Origin of the sequence: Aminobacter sp. NyZ550 (genome assembly GCF_025628925.2) — a bacterium.
Taxonomy (GTDB): domain Bacteria; phylum Pseudomonadota; class Alphaproteobacteria; order Rhizobiales; family Rhizobiaceae; genus Aminobacter; species Aminobacter ciceronei.
In genome coordinates this window covers 267,028-291,867 of the sequence record NZ_CP114191.1, presented here as the reverse complement: position 1 = coordinate 291,867, position 24,840 = coordinate 267,028, and the positions used below count along the sequence as shown (strand labels likewise).

The following is a 24,840-nucleotide window of genomic DNA, read 5'->3' as shown; positions in this document are numbered from 1 at the left end:
CAAGCGACCGCTACGAAGGGCGGGCCCGGTCGCCGCTCAACTAGTTCATGTACTCCACCATGCGGCTGTGGAAACACTCGCATTTGTTGAGGTAATCCTCGTCGCGATAATTGGTCTTGAGGTAACCATAGGCCTTGCCGCAGGCGACCTTGGCTTCCGACGCCCAGACGAACACCGGGCGCGAGGAATCGAGCCACTGCGAGCTGTTTGCGGCAGCCACAGCCTCGTCCATCATGCGCACCACCTCGGTCTTCACCTCGCCGATGTTTTCGTTCAGCGCCAGGTCCGACGTCGTCGCCAGGCGGCAGTAGCTTGCCGTCGGCACGTCGATGAGGTCCGCCGCCGCCACCTGCCCGGCAAAGGCGAGTACGCACAGGCCGCCAATGGCCGACCGCTTCAGTCCGTCAAGCATCGATAGTCCCTCTCTTTACTGGGAGTAGTTCTCGCCAGCGTCCCACTGTCAAAATGGCCGTCCGATTTGTGGACAGCCTCCCCTTATCACAAAGCAATGTGTCCCATGTCGTCGTCGAACAATGGCGGCGCCAGCGGTGCTGTCGGCGCGAAGAACATATCAGGAAGATCGATCAAGTCTCCAGCCATATCGAGCGAGCCGTCCTCTTCTCGCAAATCCAGCGCGAGCATCTCTCTTGGCGCGGGCTCCAGAATGCTTGGAAATAGGTCCGATATATCAACTGTCTCCTCGAATAGCGAGTTTGCAATGATGTCGTCGAGCGGGACAATTGCCGACTCCGGCAGGTGCGGAGGAGCCAGCTCGGTTTCTCCGGCGACGAATACCGGCACCAGCTCCGGCGTGAGATTGCCGGCGCCCCCATCTGGTGCGGTTTTCGAGCCTTGGCCATTTGCTGGATCAGGTTACCGGAGTCGTCGGCTGATTGTCGTCATACAAGACCGTGATGGTTGTGTGAACGCCAGCAAGTGTGGCGACTGCAACCATAGTGCCACCTGCCGCCAGGCCGTTATCATCCACCATCACACTCGTATTCGTCCCATCATTAACGAGGTTTACCAGCGAGTTGGCCTCCGCGGCGATATCAGGCCTGTCGCCGGCAGCAAACGTGGCAAATATGTCCGTAAGATCGATCGTATCTCCTGCCGAATAATCGGCGATCAGGTCATCTAGTGCAAGAGTTAGCCCCTCGGGATCAATGACGAAGGTATCATTGCCGGCGCCGCCGGTCATCGTGTCTTGCCCGGCTCCTCCGATAAGTACGTCGTTGCCGTCGCCGCCGAACAAGATATCGGCACCGGCTTCACCGCGCAAAATGTCGTCGCCGAGGCCACCAGCGAGATAGTTGGCGGAAGAGTTGCCGACCAAGACATCATTTCCTGAACCACCGATTAGTCCCTCCACACCTGACAACGTATCGCCGGCAGCATCGCCACCGCCGATACGCCCATCAGCCGGAGTGGCTGTGAACGCTGTGGCGACATTCGCGTCACCGCTCTCGTCGAGATTGATTGAAATGGCACCGACGCTTCCTGTGTAGTCCACCACATCAAAGCCCGCATTGCCTGAGATAGTGTCGGCGGCCGTGCTGCCGGCAATGAAGTCGTCCGCGACAGTGCCAGTCAGTGTGTAGGTCCCGTCGGATCCCATTGCGACCTGGTCGACCTGGAGTGTATGAATGCCGCTCACGTCGCCGTCATTGTCTACTGCGGCGATCTGGAAGTCGTAATTCTGGTCCGCTGGCAGAATGTTCTTCGATACGGACGCAGTCAGAATTCGGATACCCTGCCCACTCACGTTGTCGGCAGTGATCGTCAGTTGATTGAAGCTGATATTCGGGTCGATTATGTAGTTTCCGCCCGTCGTGATAACGATCGAACCACTTCGGGTAATGTTGTTTACCGTGTCGGTAGCAGTCCAAAGGTAAGTCCCGCCAGCTCCATTGACATCGGCCACCGCGAGCGTGACTGCGTCATTGAACTCCGGGTTCGTGTTCGGATTTTGGTCGCCAGGCTGGCCAGGGTTGTGAAATTCCATAGTAAAGGATTCGTTCCCTCCGGTGAATTGATTGGCCACGCCGAAGCCAGCCCCGCTCGAATTGATCCCACCAGGACTAGAGAACTCGATTCGTCCGTCGGTCGTCTCGCGCCAATTTGGACCACCGGACGGCAGTGACGTAAGGTCATACGTTTGCGTTGATCCCGCTTGTGGCGTGATCAGATTGAACGTGTACGTTCCATCTGGTCGAACGATGAGAGAATAGATGTCCGTACCGTTTGACGATTCGGCCAACAGCGTTGTCGTGCCGTCGGTGGCCGTTGTCGTGCTGTAAGTCACGCCAGAAATGGCCGGGCCGGTAATGTTGAAGTGGTCGATCTTGTCGGCGCCAGCCGCGAGGTCGAAGGTGCCGCTGACCGAACCAACCTGGTTGGGAATGATGGCCGGATCGAACGTTCCTAGGACCGGGCTGTCGTCCTCAACGACCACGGTCAAGGGCGCAGACGCCGTAGCGGTGCCATCTGAAACATTGACTGTCAAATCCAGACTCAGCTCATTCTCACCATCCGCCGTCGGATGGTCGAGCGGCCCGGACAGGGTGACAGTGTATGCTCCTGCCGCGCCGATCGTTGCCGTGAGGATGGCAACGCTGCCTGCGCTGCCGACCAATGTGCCTGTGCCGGCGCCGGTCCATGTGATCGGGACGCCGTTTGACGTGAGCCCAGAGGGCCCGCTGCCGAAAGTGAAAGTCAGCGGATTGCCGTCGATGTCGTTCGCGGCAATCGTTCCCACTGCTGTGGGCGAATTCGTCGTGTCGCTGCTTCCGACTGTATCCTGATTGCCCCCAGGAAGCCCTTCTTCAGATACCCTGGCAGTCGAGGGGCTCACCGTCGGGATGTCGTTGGTGCCGTTGATGGTGATGGTCACCGTCGTCGTCGAGGTGTCGCCGTCGCCATCGGTGATGGTGTAGGAGAAGGTATCGGTCAGCGTCTGGCCGGTGCTCAGCGCCTGCACGGCGGCATTGCCGTTGTCGAGCGTGTAGACGTAGTTGCCGGCTGCATCGATGGTGATCGAACCGTAGCTGCCGCCAACCGAGGCGCCAACCTGGCCGGCGGTCGAGGCCGGCGTACCGGCCGCAACACCCGTCACCGCAGCGCCATCGGCGCCACGGACGTCGGCGACACCGTCGGTGTTGTTGGCATCGGCACCGCCGACACCCGTCAGCACGTTGCCGTTGGCAACCAGCGCACCGTCTTCGGTGACGCTGTCGACATCCGCCTGGGCGGTCGGAACGTCGTCGACGATCTGGATCTGGAACGAGGCGCTGGCATCGTCGGCAGGATTGCCGTCGCTGTCGGCGACGTTCACCGTGAAGGTCTCGAACGGCGTCACGTCGGTGGTGTGGTTGACCGGGTTGGCCAGCGTATAGCTGTAGGTCACCGTGGTGCCGCTGATCTGCGTGATGGTCAGCGTGCCGTAGTCGCCGGTCACCGTTGCGCCCACCGCGACCGCAACGCCGTTGATCGTCACCGTCGAGGCGCCGTCGCCGGCGGTGTAGCTGAACGTACCCGTCGTCGTCTCGGTCTCCGCCGGAGCATCCGAACCGATCGCCAGGCCAGCCTCATCGACCGAGGTCCCGGGCGCGCCCACCGTCGGCACCGTCACCGTCGGGATGTCGTTGGTGCCGTTGATGGTGATGGTCACCGTCGTCGTCGAGGTGTCGCCGTCGCCATCGGTGATGGTGTAGGAGAAGGTATCGGTCAGCGTCTGGCCGGTGCTCAGCGCCTGCACGGCGGCATTGCCGTTGTCGAGCGTGTAGACGTAGTTGCCGGCTGCATCGATGGTGATCGAACCGTAGCTGCCGCCAACCGAGGCGCCAACCTGGCCGGCGGTCGAGGCCGGCGTACCGGCCGCAACACCCGTCACCGCAGCGCCATCGGCGCCACGGACGTCGGCGACACCGTCGGTGTTGTTGGCATCGGCACCGCCGACACCCGTCAGCACGTTGCCGTTGGCAACCAGCGCACCGTCTTCGGTGACGCTGTCGACATCCGCCTGGGCGGTCGGAACGTCGTCGACGATCTGGATCTGGAACGAGGCGCTGGCATCGTCGGCAGGATTGCCGTCGCTGTCGGCGACGTTCACCGTGAAGGTCTCGAACGGCGTCACGTCGGTGGTGTGGTTGACCGGGTTGGCCAGCGTATAGCTGTAGGTCACCGTGGTGCCGCTGATCTGCGTGATGGTCAGCGTGCCGTAGTCGCCGGTCACCGTTGCGCCCACCGCGACCGCAACGCCGTTGATCGTCACCGTCGAGGCGCCGTCGCCGGCGGTGTAGCTGAACGTACCCGTCGTCGTCTCGGTCTCCGCCGGAGCATCCGAACCGATCGCCAGGCCAGCCTCATCGACCGAGGTCCCGGGCGCGCCCACCGTCGGCACCGTCACCGTCGGGATGTCGTTGGTGCCGTTGATGGTGATGGTCACCGTCGTCGTCGAGGTGTCGCCGTCGCCATCGGTGATGGTGTAGGAGAAGGTATCGGTCAGCGTCTGGCCGGTGCTCAGCGCCTGCACGGCGGCATTGCCGTTGTCGAGCGTGTAGACGTAGTTGCCGGCTGCATCGATGGTGATCGAACCGTAGCTGCCGCCAACCGAGGCGCCAACCTGGCCGGCGGTCGAGGCCGGCGTACCGGCCGCAACACCCGTCACCGCAGCGCCATCGGCGCCACGGACGTCGGCGACACCGTCGGTGTTGTTGGCATCGGCACCGCCGACACCCGTCAGCACGTTGCCGTTGGCAACCAGCGCACCGTCTTCGGTGACGCTGTCGACATCCGCCTGGGCGGTCGGAACGTCGTCGACGATCTGGATCTGGAACGAGGCGCTGGCATCGTCGGCAGGATTGCCGTCGCTGTCGGCGACGTTCACCGTGAAGGTCTCGAACGGCGTCACGTCGGTGGTGTGGTTGACCGGGTTGGCCAGCGTATAGCTGTAGGTCACCGTGGTGCCGCTGATCTGCGTGATGGTCAGCGTGCCGTAGTCGCCGGTCACCGTTGCGCCCACCGCGACCGCAACGCCGTTGATCGTCACCGTCGAGGCGCCGTCGCCGGCGGTGTAGCTGAACGTACCCGTCGTCGTCTCGGTCTCCGCCGGAGCATCCGAACCGATCGCCAGGCCAGCCTCATCGACCGAGGTCCCGGGCGCGCCCACCGTCGGCACCGTCACCGTCGGGATGTCGTTGGTGCCGTTGATGGTGATGGTCACCGTCGTCGTCGAGGTGTCGCCGTCGCCATCGGTGATGGTGTAGGAGAAGGTATCGGTCAGCGTCTGGCCGGTGCTCAGCGCCTGCACGGCGGCATTGCCGTTGTCGAGCGTGTAGACGTAGTTGCCGGCTGCATCGATGGTGATCGAACCGTAGCTGCCGCCAACCGAGGCGCCAACCTGGCCGGCGGTCGAGGCCGGCGTACCGGCCGCAACACCCGTCACCGCAGCGCCATCGGCGCCACGGACGTCGGCGACACCGTCGGTGTTGTTGGCATCGGCACCGCCGACACCCGTCAGCACGTTGCCGTTGGCAACCAGCGCACCGTCTTCGGTGACGCTGTCGACATCCGCCTGGGCGGTCGGAACGTCGTCGACGATCTGGATCTGGAACGAGGCGCTGGCATCGTCGGCAGGATTGCCGTCGCTGTCGGCGACGTTCACCGTGAAGGTCTCGAACGGCGTCACGTCGGTGGTGTGGTTGACCGGGTTGGCCAGCGTATAGCTGTAGGTCACCGTGGTGCCGCTGATCTGCGTGATGGTCAGCGTGCCGTAGTCGCCGGTCACCGTTGCGCCCACCGCGACCGCAACGCCGTTGATCGTCACCGTCGAGGCGCCGTCGCCGGCGGTGTAGCTGAACGTACCCGTCGTCGTCTCGGTCTCCGCCGGAGCATCCGAACCGATCGCCAGGCCAGCCTCATCGACCGAGGTCCCGGGCGCGCCCACCGTCGGCACCGTCACCGTCGGGATGTCGTTGGTGCCGTTGATGGTGATGGTCACCGTCGTCGTCGAGGTGTCGCCGTCGCCATCGGTGATGGTGTAGGAGAAGGTATCGGTCAGCGTCTGGCCGGTGCTCAGCGCCTGCACGGCGGCATTGCCGTTGTCGAGCGTGTAGACGTAGTTGCCGGCTGCATCGATGGTGATCGAACCGTAGCTGCCGCCAACCGAGGCGCCAACCTGGCCGGCGGTCGAGGCCGGCGTACCGGCCGCAACACCCGTCACCGCAGCGCCATCGGCGCCACGGACGTCGGCGACACCGTCGGTGTTGTTGGCATCGGCACCGCCGACACCCGTCAGCACGTTGCCGTTGGCAACCAGCGCACCGTCTTCGGTGACGCTGTCGACATCCGCCTGGGCGGTCGGAACGTCGTCGACGATCTGGATCTGGAACGAGGCGCTGGCATCGTCGGCAGGATTGCCGTCGCTGTCGGCGACGTTCACCGTGAAGGTCTCGAACGGCGTCACGTCGGTGGTGTGGTTGACCGGGTTGGCCAGCGTATAGCTGTAGGTCACCGTGGTGCCGCTGATCTGCGTGATGGTCAGCGTGCCGTAGTCGCCGGTCACCGTTGCGCCCACCGCGACCGCAACGCCGTTGATCGTCACCGTCGAGGCGCCGTCGCCGGCGGTGTAGCTGAACGTACCCGTCGTCGTCTCGGTCTCCGCCGGAGCATCCGAACCGATCGCCAGGCCAGCCTCATCGACCGAGGTCCCGGGCGCGCCCACCGTCGGCACCGTCACCGTCGGGATGTCGTTGGTGCCGTTGATGGTGATGGTCACCGTCGTCGTCGAGGTGTCGCCGTCGCCATCGGTGATGGTGTAGGAGAAGGTATCGGTCAGCGTCTGGCCGGTGCTCAGCGCCTGCACGGCGGCATTGCCGTTGTCGAGCGTGTAGACGTAGTTGCCGGCTGCATCGATGGTGATCGAACCGTAGCTGCCGCCAACCGAGGCGCCAACCTGGCCGGCGGTCGAGGCCGGCGTACCGGCCGCAACACCCGTCACCGCAGCGCCATCGGCGCCACGGACGTCGGCGACACCGTCGGTGTTGTTGGCATCGGCACCGCCGACACCCGTCAGCACGTTGCCGTTGGCAACCAGCGCACCGTCTTCGGTGACGCTGTCGACATCCGCCTGGGCGGTCGGAACGTCGTCGACGATCTGGATCTGGAACGAGGCGCTGGCATCGTCGGCAGGATTGCCGTCGCTGTCGGCGACGTTCACCGTGAAGGTCTCGAACGGCGTCACGTCGGTGGTGTGGTTGACCGGGTTGGCCAGCGTATAGCTGTAGGTCACCGTGGTGCCGCTGATCTGCGTGATGGTCAGCGTGCCGTAGTCGCCGGTCACCGTTGCGCCCACCGCGACCGCAACGCCGTTGATCGTCACCGTCGAGGCGCCGTCGCCGGCGGTGTAGCTGAACGTACCCGTCGTCGTCTCGGTCTCCGCCGGAGCATCCGAACCGATCGCCAGGCCAGCCTCATCGACCGAGGTCCCGGGCGCGCCCACCGTCGGCACCGTCACCGTCGGGATGTCGTTGGTGCCGTTGATGGTGATGGTCACCGTCGTCGTCGAGGTGTCGCCGTCGCCATCGGTGATGGTGTAGGAGAAGGTATCGGTCAGCGTCTGGCCGGTGCTCAGCGCCTGCACGGCGGCATTGCCGTTGTCGAGCGTGTAGACGTAGTTGCCGGCTGCATCGATGGTGATCGAACCGTAGCTGCCGCCAACCGAGGCGCCAACCTGGCCGGCGGTCGAGGCCGGCGTACCGGCCGCAACACCCGTCACCGCAGCGCCATCGGCGCCACGGACGTCGGCGACACCGTCGGTGTTGTTGGCATCGGCACCGCCGACACCCGTCAGCACGTTGCCGTTGGCAACCAGCGCACCGTCTTCGGTGACGCTGTCGACATCCGCCTGGGCGGTCGGAACGTCGTCGACGATCTGGATCTGGAACGAGGCGCTGGCATCGTCGGCAGGATTGCCGTCGCTGTCGGCGACGTTCACCGTGAAGGTCTCGAACGGCGTCACGTCGGTGGTGTGGTTGACCGGGTTGGCCAGCGTATAGCTGTAGGTCACCGTGGTGCCGCTGATCTGCGTGATGGTCAGCGTGCCGTAGTCGCCGGTCACCGTTGCGCCCACCGCGACCGCAACGCCGTTGATCGTCACCGTCGAGGCGCCGTCGCCGGCGGTGTAGCTGAACGTACCCGTCGTCGTCTCGGTCTCCGCCGGAGCATCCGAACCGATCGCCAGGCCAGCCTCATCGACCGAGGTCCCGGGCGCGCCCACCGTCGGCACCGTCACCGTCGGGATGTCGTTGGTGCCGTTGATGGTGATGGTCACCGTCGTCGTCGAGGTGTCGCCGTCGCCATCGGTGATGGTGTAGGAGAAGGTATCGGTCAGCGTCTGGCCGGTGCTCAGCGCCTGCACGGCGGCATTGCCGTTGTCGAGCGTGTAGACGTAGTTGCCGGCTGCATCGATGGTGATCGAACCGTAGCTGCCGCCAACCGAGGCGCCAACCTGGCCGGCGGTCGAGGCCGGCGTACCGGCCGCAACACCCGTCACCGCAGCGCCATCGGCGCCACGGACGTCGGCGACACCGTCGGTGTTGTTGGCATCGGCACCGCCGACACCCGTCAGCACGTTGCCGTTGGCAACCAGCGCACCGTCTTCGGTGACGCTGTCGACATCCGCCTGGGCGGTCGGAACGTCGTCGACGATCTGGATCTGGAACGAGGCGCTGGCATCGTCGGCAGGATTGCCGTCGCTGTCGGCGACGTTCACCGTGAAGGTCTCGAACGGCGTCACGTCGGTGGTGTGGTTGACCGGGTTGGCCAGCGTATAGCTGTAGGTCACCGTGGTGCCGCTGATCTGCGTGATGGTCAGCGTGCCGTAGTCGCCGGTCACCGTTGCGCCCACCGCGACCGCAACGCCGTTGATCGTCACCGTCGAGGCGCCGTCGCCGGCGGTGTAGCTGAACGTACCCGTCGTCGTCTCGGTCTCCGCCGGAGCATCCGAACCGATCGCCAGGCCAGCCTCATCGACCGAGGTCCCGGGCGCGCCCACCGTCGGCACCGTCACCGTCGGGATGTCGTTGGTGCCGTTGATGGTGATGGTCACCGTCGTCGTCGAGGTGTCGCCGTCGCCATCGGTGATGGTGTAGGAGAAGGTATCGGTCAGCGTCTGGCCGGTGCTCAGCGCCTGCACGGCGGCATTGCCGTTGTCGAGCGTGTAGACGTAGTTGCCGGCTGCATCGATGGTGATCGAACCGTAGCTGCCGCCAACCGAGGCGCCAACCTGGCCGGCGGTCGAGGCCGGCGTACCGGCCGCAACACCCGTCACCGCAGCGCCATCGGCGCCACGGACGTCGGCGACACCGTCGGTGTTGTTGGCATCGGCACCGCCGACACCCGTCAGCACGTTGCCGTTGGCAACCAGCGCACCGTCTTCGGTGACGCTGTCGACATCCGCCTGGGCGGTCGGAACGTCGTCGACGATCTGGATCTGGAACGAGGCGCTGGCATCGTCGGCAGGATTGCCGTCGCTGTCGGCGACGTTCACCGTGAAGGTCTCGAACGGCGTCACGTCGGTGGTGTGGTTGACCGGGTTGGCCAGCGTATAGCTGTAGGTCACCGTGGTGCCGCTGATCTGCGTGATGGTCAGCGTGCCGTAGTCGCCGGTCACCGTTGCGCCCACCGCGACCGCAACGCCGTTGATCGTCACCGTCGAGGCGCCGTCGCCGGCGGTGTAGCTGAACGTACCCGTCGTCGTCTCGGTCTCCGCCGGAGCATCCGAACCGATCGCCAGGCCAGCCTCATCGACCGAGGTCCCGGGCGCGCCCACCGTCGGCACCGTCACCGTCGGGATGTCGTTGGTGCCGTTGATGGTGATGGTCACCGTCGTCGTCGAGGTGTCGCCGTCGCCATCGGTGATGGTGTAGGAGAAGGTATCGGTCAGCGTCTGGCCGGTGCTCAGCGCCTGCACGGCGGCATTGCCGTTGTCGAGCGTGTAGACGTAGTTGCCGGCTGCATCGATGGTGATCGAACCGTAGCTGCCGCCAACCGAGGCGCCAACCTGGCCGGCGGTCGAGGCCGGCGTACCGGCCGCAACACCCGTCACCGCAGCGCCATCGGCGCCACGGACGTCGGCGACACCGTCGGTGTTGTTGGCATCGGCACCGCCGACACCCGTCAGCACGTTGCCGTTGGCAACCAGCGCACCGTCTTCGGTGACGCTGTCGACATCCGCCTGGGCGGTCGGAACGTCGTCGACGATCTGGATCTGGAACGAGGCGCTGGCATCGTCGGCAGGATTGCCGTCGCTGTCGGCGACGTTCACCGTGAAGGTCTCGAACGGCGTCACGTCGGTGGTGTGGTTGACCGGGTTGGCCAGCGTATAGCTGTAGGTCACCGTGGTGCCGCTGATCTGCGTGATGGTCAGCGTGCCGTAGTCGCCGGTCACCGTTGCGCCCACCGCGACCGCAACGCCGTTGATCGTCACCGTCGAGGCGCCGTCGCCGGCGGTGTAGCTGAACGTACCCGTCGTCGTCTCGGTCTCCGCCGGAGCATCCGAACCGATCGCCAGGCCAGCCTCATCGACCGAGGTCCCGGGCGCGCCCACCGTCGGCACCGTCACCGTCGGGATGTCGTTGGTGCCGTTGATGGTGATGGTCACCGTCGTCGTCGAGGTGTCGCCGTCGCCATCGGTGATGGTGTAGGAGAAGGTATCGGTCAGCGTCTGGCCGGTGCTCAGCGCCTGCACGGCGGCATTGCCGTTGTCGAGCGTGTAGACGTAGTTGCCGGCTGCATCGATGGTGATCGAACCGTAGCTGCCGCCAACCGAGGCGCCAACCTGGCCGGCGGTCGAGGCCGGCGTACCGGCCGCAACACCCGTCACCGCAGCGCCATCGGCGCCACGGACGTCGGCGACACCGTCGGTGTTGTTGGCATCGGCACCGCCGACACCCGTCAGCACGTTGCCGTTGGCAACCAGCGCACCGTCTTCGGTGACGCTGTCGACATCCGCCTGGGCGGTCGGAACGTCGTCGACGATCTGGATCTGGAACGAGGCGCTGGCATCGTCGGCAGGATTGCCGTCGCTGTCGGCGACGTTCACCGTGAAGGTCTCGAACGGCGTCACGTCGGTGGTGTGGTTGACCGGGTTGGCCAGCGTATAGCTGTAGGTCACCGTGGTGCCGCTGATCTGCGTGATGGTCAGCGTGCCGTAGTCGCCGGTCACCGTTGCGCCCACCGCGACCGCAACGCCGTTGATCGTCACCGTCGAGGCGCCGTCGCCGGCGGTGTAGCTGAACGTACCCGTCGTCGTCTCGGTCTCCGCCGGAGCATCCGAACCGATCGCCAGGCCAGCCTCATCGACCGAGGTCCCGGGCGCGCCCACCGTCGGCACCGTCACCGTCGGGATGTCGTTGGTGCCGTTGATGGTGATGGTCACCGTCGTCGTCGAGGTGTCGCCGTCGCCATCGGTGATGGTGTAGGAGAAGGTATCGGTCAGCGTCTGGCCGGTGCTCAGCGCCTGCACGGCGGCATTGCCGTTGTCGAGCGTGTAGACGTAGTTGCCGGCTGCATCGATGGTGATCGAACCGTAGCTGCCGCCAACCGAGGCGCCAACCTGGCCGGCGGTCGAGGCCGGCGTACCGGCCGCAACACCCGTCACCGCAGCGCCATCGGCGCCACGGACGTCGGCGACACCGTCGGTGTTGTTGGCATCGGCACCGCCGACACCCGTCAGCACGTTGCCGTTGGCAACCAGCGCACCGTCTTCGGTGACGCTGTCGACATCCGCCTGGGCGGTCGGAACGTCGTCGACGATCTGGATCTGGAACGAGGCGCTGGCATCGTCGGCAGGATTGCCGTCGCTGTCGGCGACGTTCACCGTGAAGGTCTCGAACGGCGTCACGTCGGTGGTGTGGTTGACCGGGTTGGCCAGCGTATAGCTGTAGGTCACCGTGGTGCCGCTGATCTGCGTGATGGTCAGCGTGCCGTAGTCGCCGGTCACCGTTGCGCCCACCGCGACCGCAACGCCGTTGATCGTCACCGTCGAGGCGCCGTCGCCGGCGGTGTAGCTGAACGTACCCGTCGTCGTCTCGGTCTCCGCCGGAGCATCCGAACCGATCGCCAGGCCAGCCTCATCGACCGAGGTCCCGGGCGCGCCCACCGTCGGCACCGTCACCGTCGGGATGTCGTTGGTGCCGTTGATGGTGATGGTCACCGTCGTCGTCGAGGTGTCGCCGTCGCCATCGGTGATGGTGTAGGAGAAGGTATCGGTCAGCGTCTGGCCGGTGCTCAGCGCCTGCACGGCGGCATTGCCGTTGTCGAGCGTGTAGACGTAGTTGCCGGCTGCATCGATGGTGATCGAACCGTAGCTGCCGCCAACCGAGGCGCCAACCTGGCCGGCGGTCGAGGCCGGCGTACCGGCCGCAACACCCGTCACCGCAGCGCCATCGGCGCCACGGACGTCGGCGACACCGTCGGTGTTGTTGGCATCGGCACCGCCGACACCCGTCAGCACGTTGCCGTTGGCAACCAGCGCACCGTCTTCGGTGACGCTGTCGACATCCGCCTGGGCGGTCGGAACGTCGTCGACGATCTGGATCTGGAACGAGGCGCTGGCATCGTCGGCAGGATTGCCGTCGCTGTCGGCGACGTTCACCGTGAAGGTCTCGAACGGCGTCACGTCGGTGGTGTGGTTGACCGGGTTGGCCAGCGTATAGCTGTAGGTCACCGTGGTGCCGCTGATCTGCGTGATGGTCAGCGTGCCGTAGTCGCCGGTCACCGTTGCGCCCACCGCGACCGCAACGCCGTTGATCGTCACCGTCGAGGCGCCGTCGCCGGCGGTGTAGCTGAACGTACCCGTCGTCGTCTCGGTCTCCGCCGGAGCATCCGAACCGATCGCCAGGCCAGCCTCATCGACCGAGGTCCCGGGCGCGCCCACCGTCGGCACCGTCACCGTCGGGATGTCGTTGGTGCCGTTGATGGTGATGGTCACCGTCGTCGTCGAGGTGTCGCCGTCGCCATCGGTGATGGTGTAGGAGAAGGTATCGGTCAGCGTCTGGCCGGTGCTCAGCGCCTGCACGGCGGCATTGCCGTTGTCGAGCGTGTAGACGTAGTTGCCGGCTGCATCGATGGTGATCGAACCGTAGCTGCCGCCAACCGAGGCGCCAACCTGGCCGGCGGTCGAGGCCGGCGTACCGGCCGCAACACCCGTCACCGCAGCGCCATCGGCGCCACGGACGTCGGCGACACCGTCGGTGTTGTTGGCATCGGCACCGCCGACACCCGTCAGCACGTTGCCGTTGGCAACCAGCGCACCGTCTTCGGTGACGCTGTCGACATCCGCCTGGGCGGTCGGAACGTCGTCGACGATCTGGATCTGGAACGAGGCGCTGGCATCGTCGGCAGGATTGCCGTCGCTGTCGGCGACGTTCACCGTGAAGGTCTCGAACGGCGTCACGTCGGTGGTGTGGTTGACCGGGTTGGCCAGCGTATAGCTGTAGGTCACCGTGGTGCCGCTGATCTGCGTGATGGTCAGCGTGCCGTAGTCGCCGGTCACCGTTGCGCCCACCGCGACCGCAACGCCGTTGATCGTCACCGTCGAGGCGCCGTCGCCGGCGGTGTAGCTGAACGTACCCGTCGTCGTCTCGGTCTCCGCCGGAGCATCCGAACCGATCGCCAGGCCAGCCTCATCGACCGAGGTCCCGGGCGCGCCCACCGTCGGCACCGTCACCGTCGGGATGTCGTTGGTGCCGTTGATGGTGATGGTCACCGTCGTCGTCGAGGTGTCGCCGTCGCCATCGGTGATGGTGTAGGAGAAGGTATCGGTCAGCGTCTGGCCGGTGCTCAGCGCCTGCACGGCGGCATTGCCGTTGTCGAGCGTGTAGACGTAGTTGCCGGCTGCATCGATGGTGATCGAACCGTAGCTGCCGCCAACCGAGGCGCCAACCTGGCCGGCGGTCGAGGCCGGCGTACCGGCCGCAACACCCGTCACCGCAGCGCCATCGGCGCCACGGACGTCGGCGACACCGTCGGTGTTGTTGGCATCGGCACCGCCGACACCCGTCAGCACGTTGCCGTTGGCAACCAGCGCACCGTCTTCGGTGACGCTGTCGACATCCGCCTGGGCGGTCGGAACGTCGTCGACGATCTGGATCTGGAACGAGGCGCTGGCATCGTCGGCAGGATTGCCGTCGCTGTCGGCGACGTTCACCGTGAAGGTCTCGAACGGCGTCACGTCGGTGGTGTGGTTGACCGGGTTGGCCAGCGTATAGCTGTAGGTCACCGTGGTGCCGCTGATCTGCGTGATGGTCAGCGTGCCGTAGTCGCCGGTCACCGTTGCGCCCACCGCGACCGCAACGCCGTTGATCGTCACCGTCGAGGCGCCGTCGCCGGCGGTGTAGCTGAACGTACCCGTCGTCGTCTCGGTCTCCGCCGGAGCATCCGAACCGATCGCCAGGCCAGCCTCATCGACCGAGGTCCCGGGCGCGCCCACCGTCGGCACCGTCACCGTCGGGATGTCGTTGGTGCCGTTGATGGTGATGGTCACCGTCGTCGTCGAGGTGTCGCCGTCGCCATCGGTGATGGTGTAGGAGAAGGTATCGGTCAGCGTCTGGCCGGTGCTCAGCGCCTGCACGGCGGCATTGCCGTTGTCGAGCGTGTAGACGTAGTTGCCGGCTGCATCGATGGTGATCGAACCGTAGCTGCCGCCAACCGAGGCGCCAACCTGGCCGGCGGTCGAGGCCGGCGTACCGGCCGCAACACCCGTCACCGCAGCGCCATCGGCGCCACGGACGTCGGCGACACCGTCGGTGTTGTTGGCATCGGCACCGCCGACACCCGTCAGCACGTTGCCGTTGGCAACCAGCGCACCGTCTTCGGTGACGCTGTCGACATCCGCCTGGGCGGTCGGAACGTCGTCGACGATCTGGATCTGGAACGAGGCGCTGGCATCGTCGGCAGGATTGCCGTCGCTGTCGGCGACGTTCACCGTGAAGGTCTCGAACGGCGTCACGTCGGTGGTGTGGTTGACCGGGTTGGCCAGCGTATAGCTGTAGGTCACCGTGGTGCCGCTGATCTGCGTGATGGTCAGCGTGCCGTAGTCGCCGGTCACCGTTGCGCCCACCGCGACCGCAACGCCGTTGATCGTCACCGTCGAGGCGCCGTCGCCGGCGGTGTAGCTGAACGTACCCGTCGTCGTCTCGGTCTCCGCCGGAGCATCCGAACCGATCGCCAGGCCAGCCTCATCGACCGAGGTCCCGGGCGCGCCCACCGTCGGCACCGTCACCGTCGGGATGTCGTTGGTGCCGTTGATGGTGATGGTCACCGTCGTCGTCGAGGTGTCGCCGTCGCCATCGGTGATGGTGTAGGAGAAGGTATCGGTCAGCGTCTGGCCGGTGCTCAGCGCCTGCACGGCGGCATTGCCGTTGTCGAGCGTGTAGACGTAGTTGCCGGCTGCATCGATGGTGATCGAACCGTAGCTGCCGCCAACCGAGGCGCCAACCTGGCCGGCGGTCGAGGCCGGCGTACCGGCCGCAACACCCGTCACCGCAGCGCCATCGGCGCCACGGACGTCGGCGACACCGTCGGTGTTGTTGGCATCGGCACCGCCGACACCCGTCAGCACGTTGCCGTTGGCAACCAGCGCACCGTCTTCGGTGACGCTGTCGACATCCGCCTGGGCGGTCGGAACGTCGTCGACGATCTCAATAACAATCCTGGCCGGCACGGATGTGTCGGTGCCGTCGGAGACGGTCAGCGTAAAGTCGTCGGTCTCGGCAACGCCGTCTATGTCAGTCGTCGGGCCCGTGAGCTCGTAAGTATAGGTCGCGACACCGGTCGAAGGGTTGTAACTGGTAATCGTCAGCACGCCGTGCGCGCCATCGATCACGGAGCCTTGCAAATCTGCAATGGCGATCGTCTTGCCATTGATCGTGACCGACTGGAGGTCGCTCAGGCCATCCGGGTCGGACAGCTTGAAGGTGCCACTGGCAAATTCCGTCGGCGCATTCGGATTGGAGCCGATGCTGGTAAGGCCTGACTCCTGAACGAAATCGGCATCGCCGCCGGGATTGCCGGTGTCTATCTCGAGTTCCGGCCCGCGGTTGCGGCGAAGACCCGGATAGAGTTCGCGATTTTCATATTGCGGGAACTGCAATGCGGTTGGTGGCAGCAGAGCCGACAGGTCGAAGCCATTGCCGATGCCGCCCACCGGTGTCTCAAAATTGCCACCGGAGCTGTTCGCCGAGCCTGGTCCGACCGAGATCGATCCGTCGGGACCAAAGGCGACGTCCACGCCGCCGGCTTCAAGTGCGGCGATCAGGGCGACGCGCGGAAGCTCGACGTCGCCGAGCATGAAAGTGGGAACGTTGGATGCGGCGTCTTTGACGACGATCTCGGTACCGTCGGCCTGCTCGAGGATCAGGTTCTTGCCGTCGACTTTGATGTTGTCAACGGAGACGTTGGCAGGGAGATGAACGACATTGGAGGCGTCAGCGGCATATTCACCGGCGGCTGCGCCTGGTGCGGGTGGCGTCCCATTGGGCTGAGCAGCCTGGATTGGCTGGCCGGAGCCGGCATCGACCGGAACAGGGTCGGCTTTTGCAGCCGGATCGGTCGCCTGTGCGAGGATCTGCGCCTCCGACAATGGCACTGCCTGTTCAAGCAGCGCGTCGCTGCCGGTTGCTGCTTCTGCCGAAAGATTTCCCTGGTCAACGGAGGTTGCCATAGCCCATCCCCTAATTTCTTGCTGGCCATAGCAGAGCAGTGAGATTTCGTTGATTGCAACGGGGGCGTGCGCAAAGCTGCATATCCGCTTATGCAGCCGCACATGAAAACTTAATGGGTGGTTAATTTAGCGAGGTGAGATAAGCCACAGCCAACTCTCCGAGCAGACTTCCGCGCGGCGTCGCGAGTATCGATCAAGGTGTCTTGCCGAAACGGAGGGTCGTGTCTGCAACTATCCGTTGACCACGAAGGAAAGCAGAAGATCCGGCGATTTGACCGGGGCACGGACGATATTGAGCTGGCCGCGGTAACGCCGCTCAGCAGTGGCAATGACGAAGCCGCTGGCGATCGGCACGCCGTAATTGGCGTCGAGCCTGGCGAAGATGTCGGCGACGTTCAGGTCGAGGGACAGCCGGAGGTCGCGGCGCCCTTCTTCTCCGAATCCGACCGGCAGATGGCGTTTGACCAGGTTCTGGAAGGATGGATTGAAGGTCAGGATCTTCTTTGTCGATGATAATGCAAAAGCCGGCGCCGGGCAGGCACCCAGGATAGCGTTGATGGTTCGCAGCGATGCCAGCTTGGCCAAGGCGGTGCTCTGATCGGTCATCCAGCGCAGGCACGCAACACGGATGGCCGAGGTGAGGTTGCCGGTTTGCGTGTTGGAAATTTCGATCTCGTCCACCATTTCGCCGAGCGTCAGGCGCTTGTCTTCAGCGAGCTGTTTCAGCGTTGCCCAAAACACGCGCTCGAGCTTGATGCCGCGTCGCGTGCCCTGGCGCACGACAACGCGAAAATCCGATGTCAGATCGTCGGCCGAATAGATGTGGTGTGCGGGTTCACCAGGCGCCGCTCCACTATCGTTCATGGAGCGCCTCGTCGCGCGCCTTGTTGATGGGTTTGAGCAGGTAGCTCAGGATTGTCTTTCGCCCGGTAATGATCTCCACCGTGCTGATCATGCCGGGAATGATGGAGTAGGACTTGCCATCCCTTTCCAGCGCAGAGCGGTCGGTCGAGACCCTGACCTGATAGTAGGGTTCCCCGGTGTTCTGGTCGACGAGGCTGTCGGCGGTGATGTTCTGCACCTTGCCGTCGAGGCCGCCGAAAATCGAGAAATCATAAGCCGAGACCTTGATCAGTGCTTTCTGGTCTGGGCGAATGAAGGCAACGTCGCGCGGCGAGACGCGTGCTTCGACAAGCAAAGTCTCGGAGGTCGGCACGATGCCGGCCACGACAGCGCCGGGCTGGACGAAGGCGCCCAACGTGTTGACGTCGAGCGTGTTGACGATGCCGTCGACAGGCGAGCGGATGTCGGTGCGGGCGACACGGTCGGTGGCGCCGCGGATCGTTTCTTCCACCACCGAGAGCTCGGCCAAGGCCTGGGTCAGTTCGTCAAGCGCTTCCTGCTGCAATTGCAGGCCGAACTCGTCGACCTGGAGCTTCGCCTCGACGATCGCAGCACCAGTTCTCTTAATCGTCTCGTCGGCGAGATTAAGCTGTCCTCGCATCTCCGTCTGTTCGCGGTCGACACGTATCTGTTCGGTCTTGGCCATCAAGTTGCGCTTGACCATGGAGGTGACAAGCTCTGCTTCCCTGTTACTTACGCCAAGGCTCTCCGTCAGACGCTGGACATTGACCTTCGCCTCGTTCAGTTCCTTCTCGCGCTGGTCCAGCCGCGACTTCAGCACATTGAGCTTGGTTTCGAAGTTTTGCCGGCGTGCCACCAGCAGCTTCTGCTCGTTCTCGCAAATCTCGGGGGCTGCCTTCACAAGGCTTTCGGGGCAAGCGAGCGGCTCGCCGATCCGGCCTTCCTGCTCTTGCTTGAGACGGGCGATGCGGGCACTGAGCGTGCGCGCCTTTGCCTGCTGTTCACCCAGGCTCGAGGTGCTGACCGTGTTGTCGAGCCGGATGATGAGGTCGTTCTTCTTGACCACCTGGCCAATCTTGACGGCGATCTCCTGGACTACGCCGGCTTCGCTTGCCTGCACGATCTGGGTCTTGGAGGCCGGAATGACCTTGCCTTCGCCACGCGCGATCTCGTCGATCTCGGCGAACGAAGCCCATACCACAAACGCCGCAAACAGGGCTGCGATAATCAGCACCACAGCCGATGCAAACAATGGCGGCCTGTCTTCCCTGGTTATCATTAGAACTCCATTATATTGAGCAAAGCCAATATAATCACCCCTCAAACCGACAAAATCTCAACCGCTGGGCTTCTGCAGCGCCTGAATGACTTTCTCTTTTGGCCCATCGGCGACGACACGACCTTGTTCCACCACTATAAGGCGGTCGACGATTTCCAGCATACTGTAGCGGTGGGTCGAGATGATCAGTGTGGTCTTGTCGTCGAAGGCGACCTTGAGCTGCTTGATAAGCTGGCGCTCGGAGGCCAGGTCCATCGAACCTGACGGCTCGTCGAGAAAGACGATCTTCGGTCTGGTCAGCAAAAGCCGTGCGATCGCCACGGCCTGTCTCTGACCGCCGGAAAGATTGGTGCCGCGCTCGCCGACATTCATGTCGTAGCCGCGCGGATGGCGTGAAACGAATTCGTCGACGCCGGCGGCCTTGGCTGCGAGGATGATCTCCTCGTCTGTCGCCTCGGGACGCGCCATCAGGAGGTTTTCCTTGATCGTGCCTGAAAACAGGTCGCCGGCCTGGGCGACGATGCCGACGGCGGCGCGAACCTCGGAGGGGTGATACTGGCGCACATCGATGCCATCGAGCAGTAGCTCGCCACTGGTGGGGAGGAACAGCCGCCCGACCAGCCGGCCGAAGGTCGTCTTGCCGGATCCGATACGGCCAATGATGCCAACGCGCTCGCCGGGATTGATCGAGAGGTTGACGCTTGTCAGGACCTCGGTCTCGGTCCCTGGATAGACAAAGCCGACATTGCGCAGCGTCAGAGCGCCGACCCGGATCGGGCGATTGACGAAGCCTACCGTGTCGGGCCGGTCCTCAGGCTGTTGCATGATGGAATTCAACACCCGCAGCGACAGCATGGCCTGGCGAAAGCGGGCAATGGTCATGGCCAGTTGCCCGAGCGGCGCCACAGCGCGGCCCGAAAGCATGACCGCGGCGATAATGGCTCCAGTGGAAATCGATCCGTTGTCGAATGCGTAGGCACCAGCCACCACCAGCGCTACAGTCACTAATTGCTGGACGAACTGCGTCATGTTGGCTGCGGCAGCCGAAAGCTGCTTGATCTTTTCGGATGTATTGGCCGCGTTCTTGGAATGCTCTCGCCATTTCCGCAGCAGATAGGCTTCGGCACGCAGGGACTTGATAGTCTCGACCGTGGATATCGACTCGACCAGCAGCGCCTGACGTTGCGAAGCCTCATTCATGGACGCGGCAACACGCTTGCCGATGCGCTGCTGGGCAACAAGCCCGATGACGACCGCGGCTACGAAGGCGATAATCGGAATAATCACCAGCCATCCTGCTATGGCGTAGATTACCAGCAGGAAGATGAAGACGAAGGCGGTGTCGATGAAGGTGCTGACGGTGTTGGAGGTGAAGAACTCGCGAACGAATTCGTATTGCGTAACGCGGTTGGCATACTCGCCGGTGGATGCCGGGCGAGCACTGAGCGAAGTGTTGAGCACCTTCTCGAACAGCATGTAGGAAATGCGCAGGTCGGCCTTGCGGCCGGCATGGTCGATGAGTGCCGCGCGCGCCGTCTTGAGCAAAAGGTCGAACAGGATTGCAGTCGACACGCCGATCGCCAGGACCCAAAGCGATGAGATCGCCTTGTTGGGCAGGATGCGGTCATAGACGTTCATCGTGAAGATGGGCGACGCGATGGCGAGAAGGTTGATGAAAATCGCAGCCAAGGCAACGCGTGAATAGGACCGCCAGAACGTCCCGAGTGTTCCATAGAGCCAATGCGGCCGCTCGATCCTGGCCGCATTGCCGAGGGTCATGTTCTCGGCGGTGTTGGCATAAGTGATGGAGAAGCCGACACCGCCTGAGATGGGAACGGCCGTCAGCTCAGTGCGCGATATTGATGTGCGGCCGTCTTCCTGCGGCCCGGTCAGGAACTCCGCGCCGTCGCCTTGTTCGGCCAGTACCGCGATCGGCAGGCGATTGGGACGAAAGATGATGGCCGGCAGGTCGAAGCGGCCACGCATGAAGTCGCGATGCGCGAACTCGGTCGTTTCAAGGCCGATCCGTTCGGCAAGGTGCCTGATTTCCTGGACCTCGATCCGCTCTTCCGAGATAGGCACGCCGGCGAACAGCACGGTTTCGGCGCTCGGCCGGCCCAGGTACGCGGCCACAGCCGAAAAGCAGGACTTGAATGCTTCGACCGGGGTCTGGATATGCGCCTGCTGATTCATGACGGACGGGGTCTGCCGTCAGACGCCCTACTTCTTTCTGACTGGGGCCAAGAGATCAAAAGGCATGTCGTTTGCCTGCTGCGAAGGTGTCCGCGCATAAGTCTCGGTGTCGGCTGTCGCCGGCACGTTGAACTCTGTTCGGGCATAGGCGTCAGCCTGCTTTGCCGGCGCAAGGTTCATCGTCTTGAGCAACTGGCCGGTTGCTGCCAGCAGGCGATACTCGGCAAAGAGCGACGCAAATGCGGCGGTGTTGGAAAGCGTCGCTGTGTTGAAACGCGTGTTCTGCGCGTCCAGCACGTCGAGCAGCGAGCGCTGGCCGACCTTGAACTGCTCTCGATAGGAGGTGACCAGCCTGTCGTTGGCGATGGACTGCTGGCGCAGCGTCTTGGCTAAGTCAGCCTGACGGAAGCGGCGGTCCCATGAAATACGCACTGCCTCCTCGATCTCGCGCTGCACCTGGTGCAGGGCGAGCCGCTGTTCGCTGACGCGCCGGATCTGCTCCTGCTCGTTGGCCTTGTCGATGCCGCCGCGATAAAGGTTCCAGCGCAACACCAGCCGGGCCTGCAGATCGTTGGTTTCGTCCTCGGCGCCGTCAATGTCATTGCCGATCCGGGCGCGGCCTTCGGCGACGACCTCGGGGCCGTATTTGGCGCGGGCCGCATCGACGAGCGAAGCCGCCGCGTCGATATCGCTGTTGGCCATGTGGACGCGCGGATTGTTGCGGCGCGCAAGGCCGAGCGCATCATCGAGCGAGCGGGGTAGGGCCTTGGCGACGGAACCCGGCTTGGACGGGTTGGTCAGCGGCTTGCCGACGGTCTTGAAAAACCGGATCTTTGCAGCTTCAAGCTCTTCAGAGGCTTCCTGCACACGGGCCTTGGCGGCGTACAGCCGTTCTTCGGCTTGCTGACGGTCGGCGTCGGTCAGTGCGCCGCCCTGGATGCCTTCGCGAATGTCGCCGAGGATCGACTGATGGAAACCGAGGTTCCGCTTGGCGTCGCCCACAATCTGGGCCTGCAGCAGGTATTCGAGGTAGTCCTGGACGACCGACAGTCCGATGAACTCGGAGCGTTCGAGAACGCGGAAGGATGCGCCGTCGACGCGTGAGGCCTGGCGGGTCAGTTCGGCGCGGCGCGCGCCGTTGTCGAACAGCTTCTGGGTGACCACCACGCCAGCCTCCGACGGGTACAACTCGTCGTCTTCGATGCCGCTCAGGCGCCGTGACGGGTTGTCGAGGCGGCGCACGCCGGTCGATGCTTCGAGGTCGACGCTTGGGAGGTAGAGCCCCTTCGCCTGCCTGAGCTCGAATTCGATTGCTTCGCGGTTCTCGATGGCCTGGCCGATTTCCGGGTTGGATTCGACGGCGACGGCCATTGCTTCCTTGAGCGTCAGCGCATTTGCACCCGTGCCCGACAGCATGGTCGCAGCAAGCATGACGGTCAGCCGTACCGCCAGTTGTCCAAGGCGCTTAGGCATTAAGTATCTCCCCACTCCATCCCGACGCCGAAGCGTTCGGGAACCCGATCGTACCCAACTAGACGTAATTATCCAGCAGTGAACTAAAATCGACAGCGTTTTGATCACTCTGGCGTAGTTTTCACTGGTTTTGCGCCATTTGACCTGAGCGCTGATGCAAAAATGCTACATCTCGTGGCACTAAAGTGACCGGGTCGGGTTAAACGCTGAGGTTGCGAAGCTGGACACTACACATGATCTCCTGACATTCGTGCCGCTAGAAATTTCTTGGGCGGGAGCCGCTCAGTTGATTCATGCAGAAATCTTCCGCATCGGGTCGCCGGTCCGCGTCGATCTATTGAGCCAATGGGCCTTCACCAGGCGCAATAGCAGCAAAATTGTTGCCTGCAGACGCGATTTGCCCTGATCCGGCGCGCGCGCCGTGGATCCAGGCTCGATCGGTGCTGAAGGAGTAGAGGGGCACGTAGCTCTTGAGTGCCTCGTCGCGCAGGACCTGGTTGCTCAGATTGTCGAGGATGAAGGTTCCACTTTGGGTGGCAACGGACAACACCGCGTGGAAGACACCCCGACTCGCGTCCTGGAGAACCACCAGCGACATGCTTTGTGCCGGAACGCCCGCCTTGATCAGTGCCGACATCTTTAGAATGGCAAAGTCTTCACAGTCGCCGGCGCCGCGCGACAGTATTTCAGAGGGCTTCGCCCAATAATCGAGATTGCCATAAACGCCTTGGTCCTTGCGATAGGCGATCATGGTGTTGACGGCGCGGTTCACGACGGAAAGCTTGTCGAGAAATTTCCTGTCGCGGCTGTCCGCGGCAAGTCCGAAAAGTGCGGCGCCATTCTTGCCGCATGAGGTTTCGGTGCAGCCGCCGATGTCGCGATAGACCTTGGCCCACCGGCCAGCCACCGGGAAGTTGCGCATCGGAATTGCGACGGAACCGAAAACGCCCGGGATGATGGCCGCAGTCTTCATCGGGTCGACGCCAGCCGGCGTTTCCGCTTGATCAACTGCGGTTCGCGCAACGAGCCCGTAGCCGTCGAAGTCCGGTCCGAACTGGAAGGGCTGGGCTGCAACGGCTGCCAGAGGTTCCGCCAGCATCAAGCCACCAAGAAGCTGGGGCATGCGCGTCTCAATCGAGACGGTTGCTTCAGTGGCGCGATCCTGACTTGCCGTGGCGCCTTGCATTAAGGCGGCAAGGAATGCCGCGGCTGCGAAGCTCTTGGTCAGGTATCTTGCAGGATTGGCTGTCGTTGCTATCATCGCGTTCACCTATTTTGATGAACGATAGCAACGGCGTATCAAATTATCGGAAAGGAACTAGGGAAATTCTTCTGTAATATTGAGGCGATATTTTAGATCAAATTTTATCGAATCTTTTCACTTGCTGCATAGGTGGCTGGCGCTGTGCGGCGATCCGTGGCCTTCTTGTTGTGAAACTGGAACAAGGCAATTTGGTCGTGACGCCGCTCCTCTGCAGTGTGGTAAGACACATGAAGCTGGTGCGTTCCCTGCTGAGCAAGATCGGAGCCGCGACAGCCATCTGCCTTGTCGCGTTCGTGGTCGCGTCAGTGCCTAACCTGCCAAGACCGCCTGTTTTCAGCGACGCTGGTGCGGTTGACACAGAACGCCAGCCACTTCGAGTCCTTGGAACAGGGCGGCCGGCGAGGTCGACTGAATCTGCTGCCTCGCGCGCAATCGCGCCGCATTTCGTCGCGCCGCCAGAGGTTTCCGGGCTTGGGCTGGAGCGGATCGAGGCAAGGCCGCCGCTCAGCGAGCTCGGGCTTGCCTCGCCTCCCAAACCGGTCAAGCCTGATGATTGGGAGGGCACCGTGCTCTTCCGTCCGGTCGTGACCTCATCGGCTTCGTTCGAGGCGATGGGCCATACCATCTTCGTCGCCGGGACCGAGCCGGTCGGACCGGACCAGTCCTGCGACTTCGCAGGCGTTGCATGGCGCTGTGGCGAACGTGCCAGGCTCGCCTTCCGCTACTGGTTGCGAGGCCGCGCACCGCTGTGTCAGGTGTTTTCGCCGGCCGAGAGGCAGCCGGTTGCGGCCGCTTGCAGGCTTGGCAAACAGGATATCGGTGCCTGGCTGGTTGCCAATGGCTGGGCCTACGCGCGGCCAGGCGGCGGGTACGAGAAGGCCGAGGCCGTGGCGCGCAAGGCAAAAATGGGCGTGTTCGGGCCACCAGATTGAGCCTGCCGGGCCATTCAAACCGGCGTTCGAGGCTGTTATTATGCTGAAACGACGCGACATTCGACCGGTTTCGTCAAACTGTTCGAAATCGCACAAGGAATGTTTCATT

The 24,840-nt window shown here is 63.8% G+C and carries 9 protein-coding genes; 1 reads left to right on the top strand and 8 read right to left on the bottom strand.

What is annotated here, in order from left to right; all coding sequences use genetic code 11:
* Positions 1 to 40: 40 nt before the first annotated feature.
* The 8 genes from N7E70_RS28595 to N7E70_RS28560 form a co-directional block, all read right to left on the bottom strand.
* Positions 41 to 412, bottom strand: a complete 372-nt coding sequence (locus tag N7E70_RS28595) for a hypothetical protein (RefSeq protein ID WP_067968175.1) — start codon at positions 410 to 412, stop codon at positions 41 to 43.
* Positions 413 to 498: 86 nt separating this feature from the next.
* Complete coding sequence (locus N7E70_RS28590; protein WP_263008295.1) at positions 499 to 801, bottom strand: hypothetical protein; 303 nt, start codon at positions 799 to 801, stop codon at positions 499 to 501.
* Positions 802 to 868: 67 nt separating this feature from the next.
* On the bottom strand, positions 869 to 16,726 hold the full coding sequence (locus N7E70_RS28585; protein WP_263008294.1) for a VCBS domain-containing protein: 15,858 nt from the start codon (positions 16,724 to 16,726) through the stop codon (positions 869 to 871).
* A 231-nt stretch (positions 16,727 to 16,957) separates the two neighbouring features.
* Positions 16,958 to 17,506 (bottom strand): ribbon-helix-helix domain-containing protein, encoded by a 549-nt coding sequence (locus N7E70_RS28580; RefSeq protein WP_263008293.1) that lies wholly within the window; start codon positions 17,504 to 17,506, stop codon positions 16,958 to 16,960.
* A 73-nt stretch (positions 17,507 to 17,579) separates the two neighbouring features.
* The gene (locus N7E70_RS28575) at positions 17,580 to 18,869 is read right to left on the bottom strand and encodes an HlyD family type I secretion periplasmic adaptor subunit (RefSeq protein ID WP_263008292.1); all 1,290 of its coding nucleotides are present in this window, start codon (positions 18,867 to 18,869) and stop codon (positions 17,580 to 17,582) included.
* A gap of 57 nt (positions 18,870 to 18,926) precedes the next feature.
* On the bottom strand, positions 18,927 to 21,062 hold the full coding sequence (locus N7E70_RS28570) for a type I secretion system permease/ATPase (protein ID WP_263008291.1): 2,136 nt from the start codon (positions 21,060 to 21,062) through the stop codon (positions 18,927 to 18,929).
* Positions 21,063 to 21,089: 27 nt separating this feature from the next.
* On the bottom strand, positions 21,090 to 22,535 hold the full coding sequence (locus N7E70_RS28565; protein ID WP_246765447.1) for a TolC family outer membrane protein: 1,446 nt from the start codon (positions 22,533 to 22,535) through the stop codon (positions 21,090 to 21,092).
* 334 nt (positions 22,536 to 22,869) lie between these two features.
* On the bottom strand, positions 22,870 to 23,721 hold the full coding sequence (locus N7E70_RS28560; RefSeq protein ID WP_269441481.1) for a transglutaminase-like cysteine peptidase: 852 nt from the start codon (positions 23,719 to 23,721) through the stop codon (positions 22,870 to 22,872).
* Positions 23,722 to 23,993: 272 nt separating this feature from the next.
* Here N7E70_RS28560 and N7E70_RS28555 point away from each other — a divergent pair, with 272 nt between their 5' ends.
* Positions 23,994 to 24,731 carry a thermonuclease family protein gene (locus N7E70_RS28555; protein WP_263008288.1) on the top strand — a complete coding sequence of 246 codons (738 nt, stop codon included), beginning with the start codon at positions 23,994 to 23,996 and terminating at the stop codon, positions 24,729 to 24,731.
* Positions 24,732 to 24,840 lie beyond the last annotated feature (109 nt).